The sequence below is a fragment of the Bradyrhizobium sp. AUGA SZCCT0160 genome, assembly GCF_018130105.1.
GTDB lineage: Bacteria > Pseudomonadota > Alphaproteobacteria > Rhizobiales > Xanthobacteraceae > Bradyrhizobium.
Window position 1 is genome coordinate 20,928 of record NZ_JAFCMD010000012.1, and the last position, 18,146, is coordinate 39,073.

Annotated in this window: 17 protein-coding genes; 10 read left to right on the forward strand and 7 right to left on the reverse strand. The window is 63.5% G+C overall.

The annotated features are described in order from the left end of the window. Window positions 1-9: 9 nt before the first annotated feature. Window positions 10-336, forward strand: coding sequence for a GcrA family cell cycle regulator (locus tag JQ558_RS19790; protein WP_212294626.1), 327 nt, complete (start codon window positions 10-12; stop codon window positions 334-336). A gap of 74 nt (window positions 337-410) precedes the next feature. Here JQ558_RS19790 and JQ558_RS19795 read toward each other — a convergent pair whose 3' ends face one another. After that, a complete protein-coding gene (locus JQ558_RS19795; protein WP_212211887.1) occupies window positions 411-1,253 on the reverse strand; it encodes an alpha/beta fold hydrolase in 843 nt (280 codons plus the stop codon). A 13-nt stretch (window positions 1,254-1,266) separates the two neighbouring features. Continuing rightward, on the reverse strand, window positions 1,267-2,286 hold the full coding sequence (locus JQ558_RS19800) for a tripartite tricarboxylate transporter substrate binding protein (RefSeq protein ID WP_212294627.1): 1,020 nt from the start codon (window positions 2,284-2,286) through the stop codon (window positions 1,267-1,269). Window positions 2,287-2,427: 141 nt separating this feature from the next. Here JQ558_RS19800 and JQ558_RS19805 point away from each other — a divergent pair, with 141 nt between their 5' ends. Next, entirely contained in the window at window positions 2,428-3,426 is a 999-nt protein-coding gene (locus JQ558_RS19805; protein WP_212294628.1) for a LysR family transcriptional regulator, read from the forward strand. 21 nt (window positions 3,427-3,447) lie between these two features. Here JQ558_RS19805 and JQ558_RS19810 read toward each other — a convergent pair whose 3' ends face one another. From JQ558_RS19810 to JQ558_RS19820, 3 genes are all read right to left on the reverse strand, one after another. Next, window positions 3,448-4,572, reverse strand: coding sequence for a M48 family metallopeptidase (locus JQ558_RS19810; protein ID WP_212294629.1), 1,125 nt, complete (start codon window positions 4,570-4,572; stop codon window positions 3,448-3,450). Between the two features lie 3 nt (window positions 4,573-4,575). Beyond that, window positions 4,576-5,727 carry a DUF898 family protein gene (locus JQ558_RS19815; protein WP_312014756.1) on the reverse strand — a complete coding sequence of 384 codons (1,152 nt, stop codon included), beginning with the start codon at window positions 5,725-5,727 and terminating at the stop codon, window positions 4,576-4,578. 84 nt (window positions 5,728-5,811) lie between these two features. Beyond that, window positions 5,812-6,984 (reverse strand): isovaleryl-CoA dehydrogenase, encoded by a 1,173-nt coding sequence (locus JQ558_RS19820; RefSeq protein ID WP_192736591.1) that lies wholly within the window; start codon window positions 6,982-6,984, stop codon window positions 5,812-5,814. 233 nt (window positions 6,985-7,217) lie between these two features. On the opposite strand from JQ558_RS19820, the gene JQ558_RS19825 reads away from it, so the two are divergent. The 4 genes from JQ558_RS19825 to JQ558_RS19840 all read left to right on the forward strand — a co-directional run bounded on the left by JQ558_RS19825 (window position 7,218) and on the right by JQ558_RS19840 (window position 11,211). Next, a complete protein-coding gene (locus JQ558_RS19825) occupies window positions 7,218-8,504 on the forward strand; it encodes a cytochrome P450 (protein WP_212211902.1) in 1,287 nt (428 codons plus the stop codon). A 105-nt stretch (window positions 8,505-8,609) separates the two neighbouring features. Continuing rightward, window positions 8,610-9,881, forward strand: a complete 1,272-nt coding sequence (locus JQ558_RS19830) for a cytochrome P450 (protein ID WP_212294630.1) — start codon at window positions 8,610-8,612, stop codon at window positions 9,879-9,881. A gap of 173 nt (window positions 9,882-10,054) precedes the next feature. Beyond that, window positions 10,055-10,621, forward strand: a complete 567-nt coding sequence (locus tag JQ558_RS19835; protein ID WP_212294631.1) for a thiamine pyrophosphate-binding protein — start codon at window positions 10,055-10,057, stop codon at window positions 10,619-10,621. Next, window positions 10,621-11,211, forward strand: coding sequence for a thiamine pyrophosphate-dependent enzyme (locus tag JQ558_RS19840; protein WP_249142548.1), 591 nt, complete (start codon window positions 10,621-10,623; stop codon window positions 11,209-11,211). Before JQ558_RS19835 ends, JQ558_RS19840 begins: the two co-directional genes overlap by 1 nt. 5 nt (window positions 11,212-11,216) lie before the next feature. Here the strand turns inward: JQ558_RS19840 and JQ558_RS19845 are convergent, their stop codons facing one another. Then, window positions 11,217-12,140, reverse strand: a complete 924-nt coding sequence (locus tag JQ558_RS19845) for a LysR substrate-binding domain-containing protein (RefSeq protein WP_192736597.1) — start codon at window positions 12,138-12,140, stop codon at window positions 11,217-11,219. A 110-nt stretch (window positions 12,141-12,250) separates the two neighbouring features. Here JQ558_RS19845 and JQ558_RS19850 point away from each other — a divergent pair, with 110 nt between their 5' ends. From JQ558_RS19850 to mdlC, 4 genes are all read left to right on the forward strand, one after another. Then, window positions 12,251-13,420: an acyl-CoA dehydrogenase family protein gene (locus tag JQ558_RS19850; RefSeq protein WP_212294633.1), complete on the forward strand. Its 1,170-nt coding sequence runs from the start codon at window positions 12,251-12,253 to the stop codon at window positions 13,418-13,420. A 9-nt stretch (window positions 13,421-13,429) separates the two neighbouring features. After that, on the forward strand, window positions 13,430-14,557 hold the full coding sequence (locus JQ558_RS19855) for a CaiB/BaiF CoA-transferase family protein (RefSeq protein WP_212294634.1): 1,128 nt from the start codon (window positions 13,430-13,432) through the stop codon (window positions 14,555-14,557). Further along, window positions 14,554-15,408 carry a MaoC family dehydratase N-terminal domain-containing protein gene (locus JQ558_RS19860; RefSeq protein WP_212294635.1) on the forward strand — a complete coding sequence of 285 codons (855 nt, stop codon included), beginning with the start codon at window positions 14,554-14,556 and terminating at the stop codon, window positions 15,406-15,408. The genes JQ558_RS19855 and JQ558_RS19860 overlap by 4 nt, the downstream gene beginning before the upstream one ends. 151 nt (window positions 15,409-15,559) lie before the next feature. Next, the gene (gene mdlC / locus JQ558_RS19865; protein WP_212294636.1) at window positions 15,560-17,188 is read left to right on the forward strand and encodes a benzoylformate decarboxylase; all 1,629 of its coding nucleotides are present in this window, start codon (window positions 15,560-15,562) and stop codon (window positions 17,186-17,188) included. A gap of 128 nt (window positions 17,189-17,316) precedes the next feature. Here the strand turns inward: mdlC and JQ558_RS19870 are convergent, their stop codons facing one another. Then, entirely contained in the window at window positions 17,317-18,111 is a 795-nt protein-coding gene (locus tag JQ558_RS19870; RefSeq protein ID WP_212294637.1) for an SDR family oxidoreductase, read from the reverse strand. Between the last annotated feature and the right edge of the window lie 35 nt (window positions 18,112-18,146).

Sequence of the window (18,146 nt, forward strand, 5' to 3'; positions counted from 1 at the left end):
GTATCTCCCATGAGTTGGGATGCGAAAGACGTAGCACTGCTCAAAAAACTCTGGGCCGCTGGACAGAGCGCCAGCCAGATCGCGCGTCATCTCGAGTGTAGCCGTAACGCGGTCTGCGGCAGGCTAACTCGTTTGGGCCTGAAGCGTGGTCACAAGTCGCCAACGGCAAAACCCAAGATAAGGCCGGTCCCGAAACGAAGGCCGGCGTTATTGGCCGCCTGTGCCCGCCCGGTGGCAAAGAAGGTGTCGCGGAAGACAGTAGGGAGACAACCCAAGGAATTCAGCAAGAGCCAGCTTTACGCGATGCTTGCTGACGCGGTCAGGAATACGGGCTAGCCCGTTCACCGCGACCTCGTTGCGGCACTGCCTCCGGTCCTCGTTCAGTTCGAACGGTTTCCTTGGCGAAACTGCTATTCCCGGCAAACGATCCCGTCATGATCTGCCGCAAAACTCAGGATGTGTTCGGCGCAGGCCCGCGGCTGCAGCATCCCGAGCATCGCGTAGGGTGTGCCCAGATGCGTCACGCGCACCGAGGCGATGTTGTCGCGCAGCGCGGCTTCCTGATCGGATGAGGAGATATTGCTGCCGGTCGGATAGAGTGCGAGCGTCGGAGCCGTGATCTTCTGCAGGTAAGGTCTGGCGTCGACGGAGCCGGCGAACTCGACCATCGCCGCGACGATTTCGACGTCGGCCTTCCCGACTTCCCGGGCGTACCAATCCATGAAGGCGGGATCGAAACCGGCGGGAAACCGCGCCAGCGTGTTCGACTTGCGCACCCAGCCCTCGACGCCGAGCGCCCTGATGGCCTCGACCCAGCTTGGAAAGCCGACCGCATAGGCGTTGCGGATCCAGTCATTGGCCCACACCGCCGGCGCCAGCACCGACAGCGTACGCAGGCGCTGCGGCCGCTCGGCGGCGAAAATCAGCGTGATGGCGCCGCCGATCGCCTCGCCGACCAGATGGAAATTCGAAGCGCCCGCGTGATCGGCCACCGCCTCGATGTCCCGGATGTAGGCAGCGAGCGCGAGCGCGTGCGCCGGATCGTTCAGCGGCGTCGATTGTCCGAGCCCGCGCAAGTCCGGACAGATCACGCGGTAGAACCGCGCCAGATACGGCACCATGTTGAACCAGAACTCGCCCGAGCGGGCGAAGCCGTGGATCAGGATGATGGTCTCTGCCTTGCGCCAGCGGTCGGTGTAGTCGTGAACCGCGTAGTGCAACGGTGTCCCGTCGCCGGCTCTGACGGTCGGCATGGCGGCGCTCCCGTCAGTTCGGTTTCAGGCGCAGCTCTCTGGCGAGCTGCTCCATCTGGACGAATTCGCTTTGCGCGTATTTGGCGGCGTCTTCGGCGCTGATCGTCCAGACCTCCTCGCCGCGCTTGGCCGCCATCGCCTTGAATTCGGGGCTTTGCGCCGCCCGGGTCAGAACGTCGCGCAGCTTTTCAAAGCGGTCCTGCGGGATGTCGCGCGGCGCGATGACCGCGCGCCACAGCAATGTCTGGGATGGCGCCATCTTGACGTCATCAAGGCTCTCGACGTCGGGCAGCGTCGGAAAGCGCCGCGCCGTGGTCAGCAGCAGGCACTTTGCTTTTCCTTCGGCGACAAATTGCGCGATCGAGGCGATGGCGCCGCCATAGATGTCGATGGTGCGCGCAAGGAAGGCCGTTACCGTCTGGTCGGCGCCGGTGAAGGGGATGATCCGCTGGCGGATGCCCTGGGGTTGAAAAATCCGTGCGGTCGAAAACTGCACGAAGGCGCCGACGCCGTCCGAACCATAGGTATATTTGTCGGGGTTGTTCTTTAGCTCGGCGAGGAACTCGCTTGCGTTCTTCGCCGGAAAATCCGGGTGGACGCAGAGCACGCCGGCGGCCTGCGTGATCATCGCAACAATGCGGTAGTCGGCCTGCTGGAAGCTTTGCGCAGCGACATGCGGGGCCATGGTGATGGCGCCACTCGGCACCCCGCCGATGGTGTAGCCGTCCGGCTCGGACTTCGTCACAAAGCCGACGCCGATGGTGCCGCTGGCGCCGGGCTTGTTCAGGATCACGATCGGCTGGCCGAGCATCGGCGCTGCGACCTGGGCCAGCGACCGCATGATGGTGTCGGTGCTGCTGCCTGGCCCGGCGGGCACTACCAGCTGAACCGGCCGTTCGGGATAGCCGTCGGCCGACGCCGGCGAACATACGCCTGCCAGGAGGACAGCAAAGGCGGCGACTGCGCCACTTCGGGCGGAATCGGCACAACGGCGCAACCAGGGCCACCACATCATTTCAGCGAGTTTCTTCATTCTGTCCCCCGCAATTGCCGGCAAGCGCCATGATCCAGGTTCCGGCCGGTGACAACGCAGGGTTTCGCCTTCGAAAACTTGTGACTTGCAGGAGCAAATCTTGTCTAATGAGATAAAGGAAATCGTGTATAAGCTTTTCAAATGAATGACCTCCCCCGTACCCAGGCCCTGCGCTGCTTCATCACCGTGGCGCGCGAGGGCGTTGTGTCGCGCGCGGCCAGCTTGCTGAACCTGACCCAGCCGGCCGTCAGTTTGCAGCTAAAAGGGCTGGAGGAAAGTACCGGCCTGCTGCTTTTCAACCGAACACCGGGCGGCTTTACCCTGACCGAAGCCGGCGCCGCCCTGTTGCCGCTGGCGCACAAGGCGATATCGGCCTCGTCGGACTTCAAGACGATGGCGGATTCCCTGCGCGAGTCGGTACGGGGATCGCTTCGGGTCGGCACGATCCTGGATCCCGAGTTCATCCGGCTCGGACCTTTCGTGCGGAGCCTCGCCACGTCCTTGAAACAGACCGAAGTCTTCCTGCGCTACGGCATGAGCGACGACGTGCTGGCGCAGATCGGCAGAGGCGACCTCGACGTCGGATATTTTGTCGACGCGACGCCTGCCGAATCCCCGCCGTTCCCGAGCTTCTCCGAGCGCCACATCGACGACGGAAAGTACCAGCTCGCGCCGCTGATGAGCTACCCGTACCGGGTGATTGCCCCGGCGGAATGGAGCGACCGGGTGATCGGCAAGGACTGGCCCGACCTGATCGGCCTGCCGTGGCTCGCAACGCCGCCGCACTCGGCGCATCGGCGCCTGCTCGACAATATCTTCCGTCCCATGGGCTCGCTGCCGAAGCGCGTGGCCTATGCCGACCAGGAAGAGGCCATGATCGACTTCGTCGAATCCGGCATCTGCCTCAGCCTCGCGCGCGACTGCACCCTCGATCGCATCACCCGCAAGCGGAACTTCGTGATCGCCGACAAGGTGACGGTGACCTGCGACCTCAGCTTTGCCTGCCTGACATCGCGGCGGCACGAACCGGTGATCTCGCACGCGTTCTCGGCCATGCAGGCGGTGTGGGATTTGAAGCCGACCGTTGCCCTGCCCGCGCCGGAGGCCGCGCCACGGTCGCGCAAAAGCGCGCGACGATAACCAGACCCGCCGAATTGGCCGTCAGATCTTGCCGTCGGAATCGCAGATCGATCTCAGCGCTTGCCATTCCTCCGGCGTCAGCAGCGGCGGTTTGCTGGCCGGCCGGTCTTCCCGGGTCATCCGCGCCAGCCGATCCTCGCTCATCGGATGGCTGGAGATGATGGAGAGGCCCTTGCCTCCCTTGCCGGTGACGCGGACGAGCAGTTCGCCCATCGGCTTGGTCGGCCGGCCCAGCCGGTGCATGACGTCGATCGAGAAGCCGTCGGCATCCTGCTCGGCCTCGCGCGAATGGGACGAGGTGACCAGCGTCTTTGAAGCAAAGATCAGCGCGCTGGAGCCCGTGATGTCGCCGAACAACAACCCGACCAGAAACGCTGTGCCGCCGTCGCGGATCAATCCCCGCATGTTGTCGCGATGCTTGTGGTGGCCGAGTTCGTGCGCCAGCACGCCTGCGATCTCGTCGGCGTTCTCGGCCTTCGCCAGCAAGCCGTTGAACATGTAAACCCTGCCGCCCGGCAGCGCGAAGGCATTGGGCACCGACGACGACAGCACGCTGGACTGAACCGACGTATCCATCCCGGCGGATTCACGTATCGCGGTCATGAGCTTGACGAAGGCTTTTTGTCCGGCCGCATTGTCGCAGACCTTGGCGTCGAAGATCGTCTTGACCTGACTTTCGGCCGCCTCACCGAGCCGCCGTTCGAAGGCCTCCGGCACCAGCGGCGCCAAGCGATCGGCGGCGAGCGGGACGCCGAACAATACCACCGCGATGATCGAAACCGTCGCGGCGAGCGACCAGCCGACGATCGCGGCGACACCGCGGCGGCCCGGCGTGTTCTCGTCCAGAGTTGCGCAGCGCGAGACCAGGTCGGCCGCGACCGCGGCATCGCGAACCTCCAGGCGCGCCAGCGCCGGTGCGGTCAGAGCACTGAGGCGCAGCATGCCGGAGGGACCGTCGGCACGGCGGATGTCGGCATAGGCCCATGTCGCAACGGTCGCTTCACCGTCGCGGATTTCAAGCCGGTCAGCAAAGTGCAGCGTGACCGGGCGACGCTGGTTCGACTTGCCGTCGAAATAGATCGCCGAACCGCTAGGCGGCGATTTCGGGGTACCGGGAGCGTCGCTATCCGTGATGGTACCGGTCATCAGCTAGAAGCCCGCCACGTCAAGGCCATCGGCAAAACCTTCACCAAGCGCATTGGCCAGTTCACCCCTTGCCGAAACATTGGCGGCCGCCTCGATGCCGTGGATGTTGATCGATTCCAACACCCGCACCCAGAGATCGCGCATCAGATAGACGCGGATCACGACGTTGAGCGCCAGTGCGAACACCAGGTAGCCGAAGCCTGCGAGCACCAGCAACAGGATGCTCTGAGAAGCTTCCTGCGACTTGAAGAACTCGCCAATTCCCTCGCCACTCATGCTGGCAACCAGCGCCGTGGCAGCTGCGAGGTAGACCGAGAAAACCAGACCCAGCACGACGATCCAGCCGACCACCTTCCAGTACAGGCCGATCAGCCGGCTGCGCGGCAATTCCGATTCCAGGCGCACGCCGCCGATCCGGATGCCGGACAGCCACCAGCGCCATTCGACCGCCTTGAACGCGCCGTAGATGAAGGGTGCGAACAGCGGCATCAGGAATGCCATCGGCGCGAGCAACCACAGCCACCAGCCGCGCTTGAAGAATTCCCAGCCGCTTCCCTCGAACTTCCCCTGCAGATCGCCGTAGTATGAATGGCGCATCTTGTAGCGCTCGAGCGCCGCCGTGCGCCAGGGCAGCGCCAGGCCAAGGGTCGCCATTGATAGCAGGCCCCACAGCGACGCCTGCAAGGCATAGATCCAGCCCGAACCACTCATCCAGAACCGAACGCCGCGCCACACCGTGCGCGTCAGGCGATAGCGGCGGGCGCGAAAGATCGCGAACTGCCCGAACAGATAGAAGAAGGCGACCAGCGGAATGCTGGCGAACGCCTTGTAATGCTCGGCTTCGAGGCCGGCGAGAAAGTAGGCCAGATAGATCGGCACCAGGATCGCGAGGGCAACCAGGAACCCGATCAGCAATTCCCGGCCCCGCCCGGTATATTCGGCGCCGTCGCCGTCGATCTGGGTATTGCTCCAGAGATGGCGGCGGATGTCGGTGGTGAGCCAGAAGCGGTAGAAGCCGAGCGTGACCAATTCCAGCCCGGCGCCGCGCTTCACCAGTTGAAAGAATTCATCACGCTTGCCGGAAAACCCCACCGGCATCGGCGGCGGTTTCGGCAGCGATGGCGGCCCGAGCGGGGTCCAACTCATCTCGTTCACGGGTCAACTCCAGGGCAGCTCCGAGGCAGCGGGCAACAAATCGGGTTTACACCAATTTGTCGACTGGAGTGTGATCCGGTTCACTTACGCCGACTTGTCGAACAGCTCCCGCCCGATCAGCATACGCCGGATTTCGCTGGTTCCAGCGCCGATCTCGTAGAGCTTGGCGTCGCGCAACAGCCTGCCGGTCGGGTAATCGTTGATGTAGCCATTGCCGCCGAGCAGCTGGATGGCGTCGAGCGCGCATTGCGTCGCCTTCTCGGCGGCATAGAGGATGGCGCCGGCGGCGTCCTCGCGCGTGGTCTCGCCGCGGTCGCAGGCTTTCGCCACCGCATACACATAAGCGCGCGAGGCGTTCATCGTGGTGTACATGTCGGCGATCTTGCCCTGCACAAGCTGGAAGGTGCCGATCGGCTGGCCGAACTGCTTGCGCTCATGCACGTAAGGCAGCACCACGTCCATGCAGGCCTGCATGATGCCGATCGGACCTGCGGCCAGCACCGCGCGTTCATAATCGAGGCCCGACATCAGGACGTTGACGCCGCGGCCGACTTCGCTGAGCACGTTCTCTTCCGGCACTTCGCAATTGTCGAACACCAGTTCGCAGGTATCGGAGCCGCGCATGCCGAGCTTGTCGAGCTTTTGCGCGGTGGAAAATCCCTTCATGCCCTTCTCGATGATGAACGCCGTAATGCCGCGCGGGCCGGCATTGGCGTCGGTTCGGGCATAGACCACCAGCGTATCGGCGACCGGGCCGTTGGTAATCCACATCTTGCTGCCGGTCAGCACGAAGCGATCGCCCTTCTTGTCCGCGCGCGTCTTCATCGACACCACGTCGGAGCCGGAATCCGGCTCCGACATCGCCAATGATCCGACATGTTCGCCCGAGATCAGCTTCGGCAGATATTTGCGCTTCTGCGCGTCGTTGCCGTTGCGGCGGATCTGGTTGACGCAGAGGTTGGAATGCGCGCCGTACGAAAGCCCGACCGCCGCTGATGCCCGCGACATTTCCTCGACCGCAATACAATGCTCGAGATAGCCGAGCCCGGTGCCGCCATATTCCTCCTCGACGGTAATGCCGTGCAGGCCGAGCGCGCCGATCTTGGGCCAGAGATCCCTTGGAAACTGGTTGCTCTTGTCGATTTCGGCCGCGCGCGGCGCGATCTCCTTGCTCGAAAAGGCAAACACGGTTTCGCGAATGGCATCCGCGGTTTCACCGAGATCGAAATTGAACATCCGGTACGCATTGGGAATCATGGTCGGGCGACCTCCGGCGAAATATCGTTGTTGGGATAAGCCTTAACCCCTGCAGGCGCGCTTGTCACGAGGAATGATACGGCTCCGTATCGGCCCCGGCCGGGGGTAAAGTTCAATGCGGCCGAAGCATCAAAACTGTCCCTTGCCCCGGCACGTACGAACGGCTGTAATCACCCCAAAATACCGCCACCGGGCGAATCCCGGCGCGCGGAAAACAATCAGGGAGCCGCTCCATGCAGGGAACCATCGAACTCACCCAGGATTCCATTGAACTGGACTCCCGGCAAAAGGCCGCACGCGAGCGCGCTTATTCGCTGCCGCTGGCCGAGTTCGACCCCGGCGATCCCGAACTGTTCAAGACCGATACGTTCTGGCCGTATTTCGACCGGCTGCGCCGGGAAGCGCCGGTGCATTACTGCAAGGACAGCATGTTCGGGCCGTATTGGTCGATCACCAAATACAACGACATCATGGACATCGAGACCAACCACGCGGTGTTCTCGTCGGCGGCATACCTTGGCGGCATCACCATCCGCGACGTCGCGACCGATCTGCGCCGCGAAAGCTTCATCGCCATGGACCAGCCGCGCCACTCGGCGCAGCGCAAGACCGTGGCGCCGATGTTCACGCCGACCCATCTCGACCAGCTCGCGATCAACATCCGCAAGCGGTCGGCCGAATGCCTCGACAATCTGCCGCGCGGCGAAGTGTTCGACTGGGTCGACCGGGTCTCGATCGAGCTCACCACGCAGATGCTCGCGGTGCTGTTCGACTTCCCCTGGGAGGATCGCCGCAAGCTGACGCGCTGGTCCGACATTGCGACGACGATTCCCGGGCCCGGCGGCCTCGTCCCGACCGAAGAGGCACGGCAGGCCGAGCTTCTGGAATGCGCGACCTATTTCGCCACGCTCTGGAAAGACCGGATCAACCAGCCGCCGAAGAGCGATCTGCTGTCGATGATGGCGCACAGCGAAGCCACCCGCGACATGGACCCGAAGAATTTCCTCGGCAACCTGATCCTCTTGATCGTCGGCGGCAACGACACCACCCGCAACACGCTGTCGGGCAGCATCTATGCGCTGAGCAAAAATCCGGATCAGTACAGCAAGCTGCGCGACAATCCCGCGCTGATCGACAGTTTCGTTCCCGAGGTGATCCGCTGGCAGACGCCGCTGGCGCATATGCGGCGCACCGCGCTCGAGGATATCGAGTTCCGCGGCAAGCAGATCAAAAAGGGCGACAAGGTCGTGATGTGGTACGTCTCGGGCAACCGTGACGAAGAGATCATCGAACGCCCTTACGAGTTCATCATCGACCGCGCCCGGCCGCGCACCCACATCTCCTTCGGCTTCGGCATCCACCGCTGCGTCGGCTTGCGGCTGGCGGAACTGCAATTGAAGATTATCTGGGAAGAGATCCTCAAGCGCTTCGACAAGATCGAGGTGATGGATGAGCCGAAGCGGGTTTATTCAAGCTTTGTCAAGGGTTACGAGACCCTGCCCGCGCGCATCTCGAACTAGGCAGCCAGTTCCGCAACTACCTGCACGGGCTTTGCCCTTAGAAGGCCTATAAGTTATAGTCTAATACATTCCTTCAACGTTTCCTGTACCCGGGGATGAACGACGATGAACGTCCAGGCCGCGATCCGAGCCGACAGACAAGAGCTTCTGCGCGCCGCGCGCGAAGAGGCCTACTCGACGCCGCTGAAGGATTTTCACCCCGGTGCGCCAAAGCTGTTCCAGAACGATACGCTATGGCCGTGGTTCGAACGGCTGCGCAAGGAAGAGCCGGTGCACTACTGCACCAACGCGCCGATCGAACCCTATTGGTCGGTGACCAAATACAACGACATCATGCATGTCGACACCAACCACGGCATCTTCTCCTCCGACTCGACACTCGGCGGCATTTCGATCCGCGACGTACCGCCCGGCTATGACTATCCGAGCTTCATCGCGATGGACCAGCCGCGGCACTCCTCGCAGCGCAAGACGGTGTCGCCGATGTTCACGCCGACGCATCTGGACGAGCTGGCAAAACTGATCCGCGAGCGCGCCTGCAAGGTGCTCGACGATCTGCCGCGCAACGAGACCTTCAACTTCGTCGATCGGGTGTCGATCGAACTGACGACCCAGATGCTGGCGACCCTGTTCGACTTCCCCTGGGAAGAGCGGCGCAAGCTGACGCGCTGGTCCGACGTCTCGACCGCGCTGCCCAAGAGCGGCGTCGTGGAATCGCCCGAGCAGCGACGCCAGGAAATGGACGAGTGCTACGCCTATTTCTCAAAGCTCTGGAATGAGCGCGTCAACAGCGAGCCGCGCAACGACCTGCTGTCCATGATGGCCCATAGCGACGCGACGCGGCACATGGACCCTGATAACCTGATGGGCAACATCATCCTGTTGATCGTCGGCGGCAACGACACCACCCGCAACACCATGAGCGGCTCGGTGCTGGCGCTGAACGAGCATCCCGAGCAGTACCAGAAGCTGCGCGACAATCCGGCGCTGATCGATTCCATGGTGCCGGAAGTGATCCGCTGGCAGACTCCCTTGGCGCATATGCGCCGCACCGCGCTGGTCGATACCGAGATCGGCGGCAAGAAGATCGCAAAGGGCGATCGCGTCGTGATGTGGTACGTCTCCGGCAACCGCGACGAGGAGGGTATCGAGAAGCCCGACGAATTCATCATCGACCGCGCCCGGCCCCGCACCCACCTTTCGTTCGGCTTCGGTATCCACCGCTGCGTCGGCATGCGCCTGGCCGAGTTGCAGCTGAAAATCGTGTGGCAGGAAATGCTGAAGCGGTTCGATCGCATCGAGGTGGTCGGCGAGCCGAAGCGGGTCTATTCCAGTTTCGTGCGCGGCATCGAATCGCTGCCGGTGCGGATTTCCTGAGCGAGCTCAATTCGCCTGATCGCGCCGAAGCTATCAACGCCAAAGGCTTTACCGGCGCCCCTATAACATCGCGGCATGGCAGCTTGAACCAGATGAGAAGGCCGCACTGCGGTCTTCTGGGCTAAACCTTGGCCGTGGTCACGCAGGAGACGTGACCCGGAACCGAGGCTGCCATGAACGATGTTGCTGTCAGGGATGACGCCAAAGACGATACCCAGTCCGGCCTAAGCTGGCCGGCGCAGATCTACAAGACGCTGAAAGCGCATGGCGTCTCGCAAATCTCCTATGTTCCGGATGCCGGCCACTCCCGCCTGATCGAGCTGTCGTACGCCGATCCAGCGATCCAGACCACCGTGCTGACCACCGAAGAGGAAGGCGTCGCGCTGTCCGCCGGCGCCTGGCTCGGGGGCGATCGCTCGGTGCTGTTGATGCAGTCGAGCGGCGTCGGCAATTGCGTGAACATGTTTTCGCTGGCCGCGAGCTGTCGCCTGCCGTTCCTGACATTGGTGACGATGCGCGGCGAATGGGCCGAATTCAATCCGTGGCAAATCCCGATGGGGAAAGCGACGCCGCAGGCGTTCGAGATCATGGGCATCACCGTGTTCAGGCTCGAACGGCCTGAAGACGCAGAAGAGGTTATTTCGGCCGCCTGTTCACTGGCGTTCGAGAGCGACCAGCAGATCGCGGTGCTTATCTCGCAGCGCATGCTGGGCCGCAAGAAATGGACGGAGACGAAGTGATGGTCCAGAATTTCACGCTTGGCCGCCGCGAGGCGGTGAAGGCGCTGCTCGCCGATCGCAAGGACCTGCTTGTGGTGACCGGGCTCGGCTCGGCGTCCTATGACGTTTTCGACGCCGGCGAGCATCCCGGTAATTTCTATTTGTGGGGCGCGATGGGCGGCGCCGGCATGGTCGGCCTCGGCCTTGCGCTGGCGCAACCGAAGCGGCCGGTCGCCGTCATCACCGGCGACGGCGAGCAGTTGATGGGCATCGGCAGCCTGCTGACGATCGCGACCAAGACGCCGGGCAATCTGACCATCGTCATTCTCGACAACGGCCATTTCGGCGAGACCGGCATGCAGGTCAGCCATTCCGGTCTCGGCGCGCAGCTTGATGTGATCGCGACAGGCGCTGGCTTTCGCTCGGTCACCGAGATCACCGACATCAACGGCGTCAACGATTATCGGCCGACGCTGCAGCGCCTCGACGCCGGGCCGCGGCTGGCGCGGATTCGCATCGCCACCGGCCATGTCGACCGCGCGCTGCCGCCGCGCGACGGCGTGTTTTTGAAGAACCGGTTCCGGGAAAATCTGGGGTTTGCGGTTACGTAATCGCCTCAGCCGACCTGGATATCCCAGAGGCCTTCCTTGCGGCAGGCGTCGACCTCCTTGCGGAGCAGATCAGTGACGAGCGTGATGGCGGTCGACCCGGGATGCTCGATGGGGGACGCGATGGTGAGTTCGCGCATCGGCGCCGGTTTTGAAATCGTGGCGACTTCCAGCCGGCCGTCGGCGACTTCCGCGCGCAGCGAGGACGGCGGCAGCAGCGCATATCCGAGCCCCTCCTCGACCAGGCTGGTGAGGACGCGAAAGGAATCCGCCTCGACCTGGACATCGAGCTTCAGCTTCTTCTTTGCCGCTGCATGCTCGATCAGCGTCCGGAGCCCGTGCGAATGACTGGGCAACACCAGCCGCTGCCGCAGCAGCCAGTCGATATCGACCTGCTTCTTCTTCGTCAGCCCGCAACCGCGCGGGCCGACCGCGACGATCTTGTCACGGCCGAGGTGTTGCACGGTGAGGTGCAGATCGGCCGACGGTCCGTAGATCACGGCCAGATCCATCTGGCCGCGATGCAACCACTCGATCAAATGCCCGCTGTAGCTCTCGACGATGCAGAGCGAGATGCCCGGGTAGCTTTCGACGGTGCGCCGCGCCAGCCGCGCCGAGATCACGCAGCTCACCGTTGGAACCAGACCCAGCACCACCCGTCCCGACGGCGGGCCGCCGGAGGACTGGATATCGTCGCGAATTTGGTCGATTTGCCGGACGATGCCGGCGGTCCGCGCCAGCAGCAGGCGGCCGGCCTCGGTCAGCACCATGCCGCGGCCGTTGCGGGTAAACAGCTCGGCGCGCAGCTCGTGTTCGAGCAGCTTGATCTGGCGGCTGAGCGCCGGCTGCGCGACCCGCAACGTGTCGGAGGCCTTGCTGAGGCTTCCGAGTTCGGCCACGCAACTGAACGTCCTCAGCTGTCGGAAATCCATGCTTGCCAATCTTGGAATGCGGGTTAATACGCTATAACAATCGAGCATAGGGACTTACCGGTGGTTTCACAACTCCACGCCCATCCCCAATCACAACGACGGCACTCCAAATGACCGCACTCGAACAGCAAGACGAATACGCCGACATCCGCAACGCGGTCGCGAAACTCTGCGCCCAATACCCCGGCGAATACTGGCGCAAGCTCGACCGCGAGATGAAATATCCGAGCGAATTCGTCGATGCGCTGACGCAGGCGGGCTATCTCTCGGTGCTGATCCCCGAGGAATATAACGGCGCCGGGCTAAAGCTGTCGGCGGCGGCCGCGATTCTCGAAGAGATCCAGCGCGCCGGCTGCAATGGCGGCGGCTGCCACGCCCAGATGTACACGATGGGCACGCTGCTGCGGCACGGCAGCGACGAGCAGAAGGCAAAATGGCTGCCCAAGATCGCCAGCGGCGAATTGCGGCTGCAGGCCTTCGGTGTCACCGAGCCCACCAGCGGCACCGATACCTCCTCGCTGAAGACCTTTGCCAAACGCGACGGCGACAATGGCTACGTCGTCAACGGCCAGAAGATCTGGACCAGCCGCGCCGAATATTCCGACCTGATGATCCTCCTGGCGCGCACCACGCCGAAGGAAGACGCCAAGAAGCGCACCGATGGTCTGTCGGTGTTCATCGTCGACATGCGCGAAGCGAAAGGCAACGGCCTGGAAATCCGCCCGATCCGCACCATGATGAACCACGCCACCACGGAAGTGTTCTTCACGGACATGCGGGTGCCCGCCGAAAATCTGATCGGCGAGGAAGGCAAGGGATTCCGCTACATCCTGTCAGGCATGAACGCCGAGCGTATCCTGATTGCGTCCGAATGCATCGGCGACGCCAAATGGTTCATCGCCAAAGCCACTGCCTATGCCAAGGAGCGCGTGGTGTTCGGCCGTCCGATCGGCCAGAACCAGGGCGTCCAGTTCCCGATCGCCAAGGCCTATGCGCAGATGCGCGCGGCCGAGCTGATGGTGAAGGAAGCCACCCGCAAATATGAAGCCGGGCTCGATTGCGGCGCCGAAGCCAACATGGCCAAGATGCTGGCAGCCGACGCCTCCTGGGAAGCCGCCAATGCCTGCGTGCAGACCCATGGCGGCTTTGCCTTCGCCGAGGAATACGACGTCGAGCGCAAGTTCCGCGAGACGCGGCTCTATCAGGTCGCGCCGATTTCGACCAATCTCATTCTGTCGTTCGTGTCCGAGCATGTGCTCGGCATGCCCCGCTCCTACTGAGAACAAATAATGCTGCCGCTTGAAGGATTGATCGTCGTCGCCGTCGAACAGGCGGTCGCTGCGCCGTTTTGCAGCTCACGGCTGGCGGATGCCGGCGCCCATGTCATCAAGGTGGAGCGCCCCGAGGGTGATTTTGCGCGCGGCTATGACGCCGCGGCGAAGGGACAGAGCAGCTATTTCGTCTGGCTCAACCGCGGCAAGAATTCCGTGGTCGTCGACCTCGCCACCAAAGAGGGCCGCGTGGCGATGGAAGAGCTGATCGCCAGCGCCGACGTGCTGCTGCAAAACCTGAAACCCGGCTCGATGGACAAGCTCGGCTTCTCGCTGCAGCGTTTGCGCAAGGATTATCCGGCGCTGATCTGCTGCACCATTTCAGGCTATGGCGACGACGGCCCCTATGCCGACCGCAAGGCCTATGATCTCCTGATCCAGGCCGAGAGCGGCCTCGCCTCGATTACCGGCGGGCCGGAAGGCCCGTCCCGCGTCGGCATTTCCGTCGTCGATATCGCAACCGGCGCCACCGCGCATGCCTCGATCCTTGAAGCGCTGATCGCACGCGGCCGAACCGGAAAGGGCGCCGATATCCGGATCTCGATGTTCGACGTGATGGCCGACTGGATGGCGGTGCCGCTGATCAATTCGGAAGCCGGCAACCCGCCGAAGCGGATGGCGCTGGCGCATCCGTCCATTGCGCCCTACGGCGTATTCCAGTCCAAAGACGGCAAGGGCATCCTGATCTCGATCCAGAGCGAGCGCGAGTGGAAGAAGCTCTGCGCCGAGGTGCTGGATCAACCCGATCTGCCCAATGATCCCCGCCTGGCTAACATGGTCGAGCGCGTCAGGAATCGCACTGTGACCGACAAGATCGTGGCCGACAGCTTTGCCACGATGGATCGTGTCGATCTGCTGAAGCGGCTCGCGAACGCCGATATCGCGTTTGCCGAGGTCAACACCATGGCCGATCTTGCCACCCATCCGCATCTGCGCCGCATCGAGGTCGATACGCCGAAGGGCAAGGTCAGCTACGCCGCGCCGGCTGCGATCTTCGTCGGCGAGAACAGGCGTTACGGCGCGGTCCCTGCGATCGGCGAGCACGTCGAACTCCCCAAGGCTTCTGCACGGGCAAAATCGTCATGACGGAAAAACTCGACCTCGACCATTTGCGCGGCTGGATCGGAAAGACCACCGAGGCCTCCGACATCGTCACCGCGCAACTCGTGAAGGGTTTGCGCGCGACACTGTTCCAGGAGATCGGCGAGCCCAGGACCGGCGACGCCGCGCCCTGGACCACGCATTGGTGCCTGGCGCAGCCGGTGTTTCCGATGTCGATGCTCGGCCCCGACGGCCATCCGACCCGCGGCGGTTTCCTGCCGCCGGTGCCGCTGCCGCGCCGGATGTGGGCCGGCGGCGAGCTCGAATTCCTTGATGCGTTGCGCGTCGGCGATGAGGCAAAGCGTACGTCGCGTATTGCCGACGTGACGATGAAGACCGGCAGCACCGGCGCGTTATGTTTTGTCGCGGTCGAGCACACCATCACGACGCCGCGCGGGGTGGCGATCCGCGAGCGCCAGGACATCGTCTACCGCGACCTGTCGGGCGCGGCGCCGGCCGCCCCTGCCAAGGCGCCCCCGCCGCCACCGGTCGCAAAGCACCGCGAAAGCCACATGGCCGACCCCGTGCTGCTGTTCCGCTACTCGGCGCTGACCTTCAACGGCCACCGCATCCATTACGACCGCGACTACGTCACCAAGGTCGAGGGCTATCCGGGGCTGGTGTTCCACGGCCCGCTGCAGGCGGCCCTGATCGTGGAGTTCGCGGCCAAACTGCACGGCGGCGCGGCGCCGAAGAAACTAGGCTACCGCGGCGTGCAGCCGCTGTTCGAAGGCAGCGAGTTCTCGGTCAATGCCAACGACACCGGCACCGGCACGGAACTGTGGACCGCCAATTCGGACGGCCAGCCGACGATGAAGGGTACGGCCACGTGGTGAAGTTGATTTGACGTCATTGCGAGCGTAAGCGAAGCAATCCATACCTCCATGCAGGAAGTATGGATTGCTTCGTCGCTTTGCTCCCTTGTGCAAACGCTTCGCGTTTGTCACAGGCAATGACGGAGTCTGCAGTTAGCTCTGGGAGTCACGGATGTCGTCCCGCAAGCCCACCAAGACCGAAACCAAATCCACCACCGTCAAGGACGCCACCTTCAACCTGCTCCGCGCGTTCGGCGTCAAGAAAGTGTTCGGCAATCCCGGCTCGACCGAATTGCCGTTCCTGAGCGACTGGCCTGACGACATCGATTACGTGCTTGGGCTGCACGAAGCCTCCGTGGTCGGCATGGCCGACGGCTATGCGCAGGCGACGCGTAACGCCGGCTTCGTCAACCTGCATTCGGCCGCCGGCGTCGGCAATGCGCTCGGCAACATCTTCAACGCCTACCGCAACCAGACGCCGATCGTCATCACCGCGGGCCAGCAGGCCCGCTCGATCATGCCGCTGCTGCCGTTCCTGTTTGCCGAACGGGCGACGGAATTTCCGCAGCCTTACGTGAAATACAGCATCGAGCCGGCGCGGCCTGAGGACGTACCGGCCGCGATCGCCCGCGCCTATTATGTCGCGATGCAGCCGCCGTGCGGACCGACCTTTGTCTCGGTGCCGGTCGACGACTGGACCCGTCCCACGCAACCGGTCGAGGCGCGCCAGGTCAGCCGCGAGCTCGGGCCCGATCCCGCTGCGATGAAGGCGCTGGTATCAGCGCTCACCGACAGCAAACGCCCCGCTCTCGTCGTCGGCCCCAGCGTCGATCGCGCCGAGGCCGTCGACCTGATGGTGCGCGTGGCGGAGAAAGCCCGCGCCGCGGTGTGGGTCAGCCCGTTCTCGGCACGCTGTTCGTTTCCGGAACGGCATCCGCAATTCGCGGGTTTCCTGCACGCCTCGCCGGGGCAGGTTTCCGACGCACTGCGCGATCATGACCTTGTGGTCGTGATCGGCGCGCCAATTTTCACCTTCCATGTCGAAGGCCATGCCGCGATCTTCGATGGCGCCACCACGATCTTCCAGGTCACCGACGATCCGACCGCGGCGGCGGTGACGCCGTCAGGCACCAGCATCGTCGCCACGATGAAGCCGGCGCTGACGATGCTGCTTGAACTGCTGCCCGAGACCAAACGCGTGATCCCGGCGGGCCGGGCGCTGCATCCCGCGCCTGCGGCCGCCGATCCGATCCCGACGGAATTCCTGCTGGATGCGTTGTTCCACGCCATGCCGAAAGACGCGGCCCTCGTCGAGGAAGCGCCGTCGCACCGCCCGGCGATGCAGAAATTCATGCCGATGCGCGGGCAGGACAGTTTTTACACCATGGCGAGCGGCGGCCTCGGCTTCAGCCTGCCCGCGGCGGTCGGAATATCGCTGGGACGTCCCGATGTGCGCACCGTCTGCCTGATTGGCGATGGGTCAGCGATGTATTCGATCCAGGCGCTGTGGACCGCGGCTCAGCGCAAGCTGCCGCTGACGGTGGTCGTGACCAACAATTCCGGCTACGGCGCGATGCGCTCGTTCAGCCAGGTGATGCAGGTCCGCAACGTGCCCGGCCTCGAACTGCCGGATATCGACTTCGTCAAGATCGCCGAAGGCATGGGGTGTCACGCGGTCCGCGTCAGCAAGGTATCAGAGCTCGGCGCTGCGCTGAAGCGCGGGCTGGCGCATGAAGGCGTCAGCCTGATCGAGGTGATCGTGGATTCGGCGGTGCCGCTGCTTTACACGAAGAAGGATTGAGCCACCGGCCTATCAACGTCATTGCGAGCGAAGCGAAGCAATCCATGGTGCGGCATAACGGATAGATGGATTGCTTCGTCGCTAACGCTCCTCGCAATGACGGGGAAAGAGCACGGCACTCCTCACGCTCACTTCCCGTACGTTTCCCGCATCTTGGCCTGGATCTTCGCCATGCCGGCAATCCAGCGATCGTAATTCTCGGTCTTCTTGCGCATGTAACCGAGCACCTGCGGATGCGGCAGAATCGCAAAGGTTTCCTGCTCCAGCCCCGCAAGCACGTCCTGCGCCACCTGCTCCGCCGACAGATCGCCGTCGCCGGATTGCGGGCCCTTTGGTATCGACCTGAGCATCGCGGTATCGACGCCCTGCGGGCACAGGATCGACACCTTGATGCCGTCGGCCTTGTGCGAGATCGCGAGATTTTCCGCAAAGCCCACGGCCGCATGTTTGGTGGTCGAATAGGCCGGGCTGCCGACCTGCGACAGCAGTCCCGCCGCGGATATCGTGTTGAGGAAATAGCCGCCGCCACGCGCCTTCATGCGCGGGATCAGGTGCCGCGCGGCATAGACATGCGCCATGACGTGAACGGCCCAGCTTCGCGACCAGGGCTCATCCGAAGTTCCGCCTGCATTGGTGGACAACGGATCGAAGCCGCCGCCGATGCCGGCATTGGAACAGAACAACGCGATCGGGCCGAATTGCTTCTCGGTCTCCTCGATGACGTGGAGGACATCCTTTTCCTTGCCGACATCGCATTTGAAGGCCGCGCCATTGATCGGCGTGGCGACGGTTCGCGCGCCGTCCGGATTGATGTCGGCGACCACGACCTTGGCCGCGCCCGCGCGATGGAAGGCTTCGCACAGCGCCCGGCCGATGCCGCTGGCGCCGCCGGTGACAACCACGACTTTTCCGGTCACCTGCATGGCCGTTCTCCCCTCATCATTGTTTTCCTGGTCGC

Excerpts from the sequence above, each read along its gene's own strand:
- JQ558_RS19790 (WP_212294626.1), top strand. The coding sequence starts at position 10 with ATGAGTTGGGATGCGAAAGACGTAGCACTGCTCAAAAAACTCTGGGCC.
- JQ558_RS19795 (WP_212211887.1), bottom strand. The coding sequence starts at position 1,253 with ATGCCGACCGTCAGAGCCGGCGACGGGACACCGTTGCACTACGCGGTT.
- JQ558_RS19800 (WP_212294627.1), bottom strand. The coding sequence starts at position 2,286 with ATGAAGAAACTCGCTGAAATGATGTGGTGGCCCTGGTTGCGCCGTTGT.
- JQ558_RS19805 (WP_212294628.1), top strand. The coding sequence starts at position 2,428 with ATGAATGACCTCCCCCGTACCCAGGCCCTGCGCTGCTTCATCACCGTG.
- JQ558_RS19810 (WP_212294629.1), bottom strand. The coding sequence starts at position 4,572 with ATGACCGGTACCATCACGGATAGCGACGCTCCCGGTACCCCGAAATCG.
- JQ558_RS19820 (WP_192736591.1), bottom strand. The coding sequence starts at position 6,984 with ATGATTCCCAATGCGTACCGGATGTTCAATTTCGATCTCGGTGAAACC.
- JQ558_RS19825 (WP_212211902.1), top strand. The coding sequence starts at position 7,218 with ATGCAGGGAACCATCGAACTCACCCAGGATTCCATTGAACTGGACTCC.
- JQ558_RS19830 (WP_212294630.1), top strand. The coding sequence starts at position 8,610 with ATGAACGTCCAGGCCGCGATCCGAGCCGACAGACAAGAGCTTCTGCGC.
- JQ558_RS19835 (WP_212294631.1), top strand. The coding sequence starts at position 10,055 with ATGAACGATGTTGCTGTCAGGGATGACGCCAAAGACGATACCCAGTCC.
- JQ558_RS19840 (WP_249142548.1), top strand. The coding sequence starts at position 10,621 with ATGGTCCAGAATTTCACGCTTGGCCGCCGCGAGGCGGTGAAGGCGCTG.
- JQ558_RS19845 (WP_192736597.1), bottom strand. The coding sequence starts at position 12,140 with ATGGATTTCCGACAGCTGAGGACGTTCAGTTGCGTGGCCGAACTCGGA.
- JQ558_RS19850 (WP_212294633.1), top strand. The coding sequence starts at position 12,251 with ATGACCGCACTCGAACAGCAAGACGAATACGCCGACATCCGCAACGCG.
- JQ558_RS19855 (WP_212294634.1), top strand. The coding sequence starts at position 13,430 with ATGCTGCCGCTTGAAGGATTGATCGTCGTCGCCGTCGAACAGGCGGTC.
- JQ558_RS19860 (WP_212294635.1), top strand. The coding sequence starts at position 14,554 with ATGACGGAAAAACTCGACCTCGACCATTTGCGCGGCTGGATCGGAAAG.
- mdlC (WP_212294636.1), top strand. The coding sequence starts at position 15,560 with ATGTCGTCCCGCAAGCCCACCAAGACCGAAACCAAATCCACCACCGTC.
- JQ558_RS19870 (WP_212294637.1), bottom strand. The coding sequence starts at position 18,111 with ATGCAGGTGACCGGAAAAGTCGTGGTTGTCACCGGCGGCGCCAGCGGC.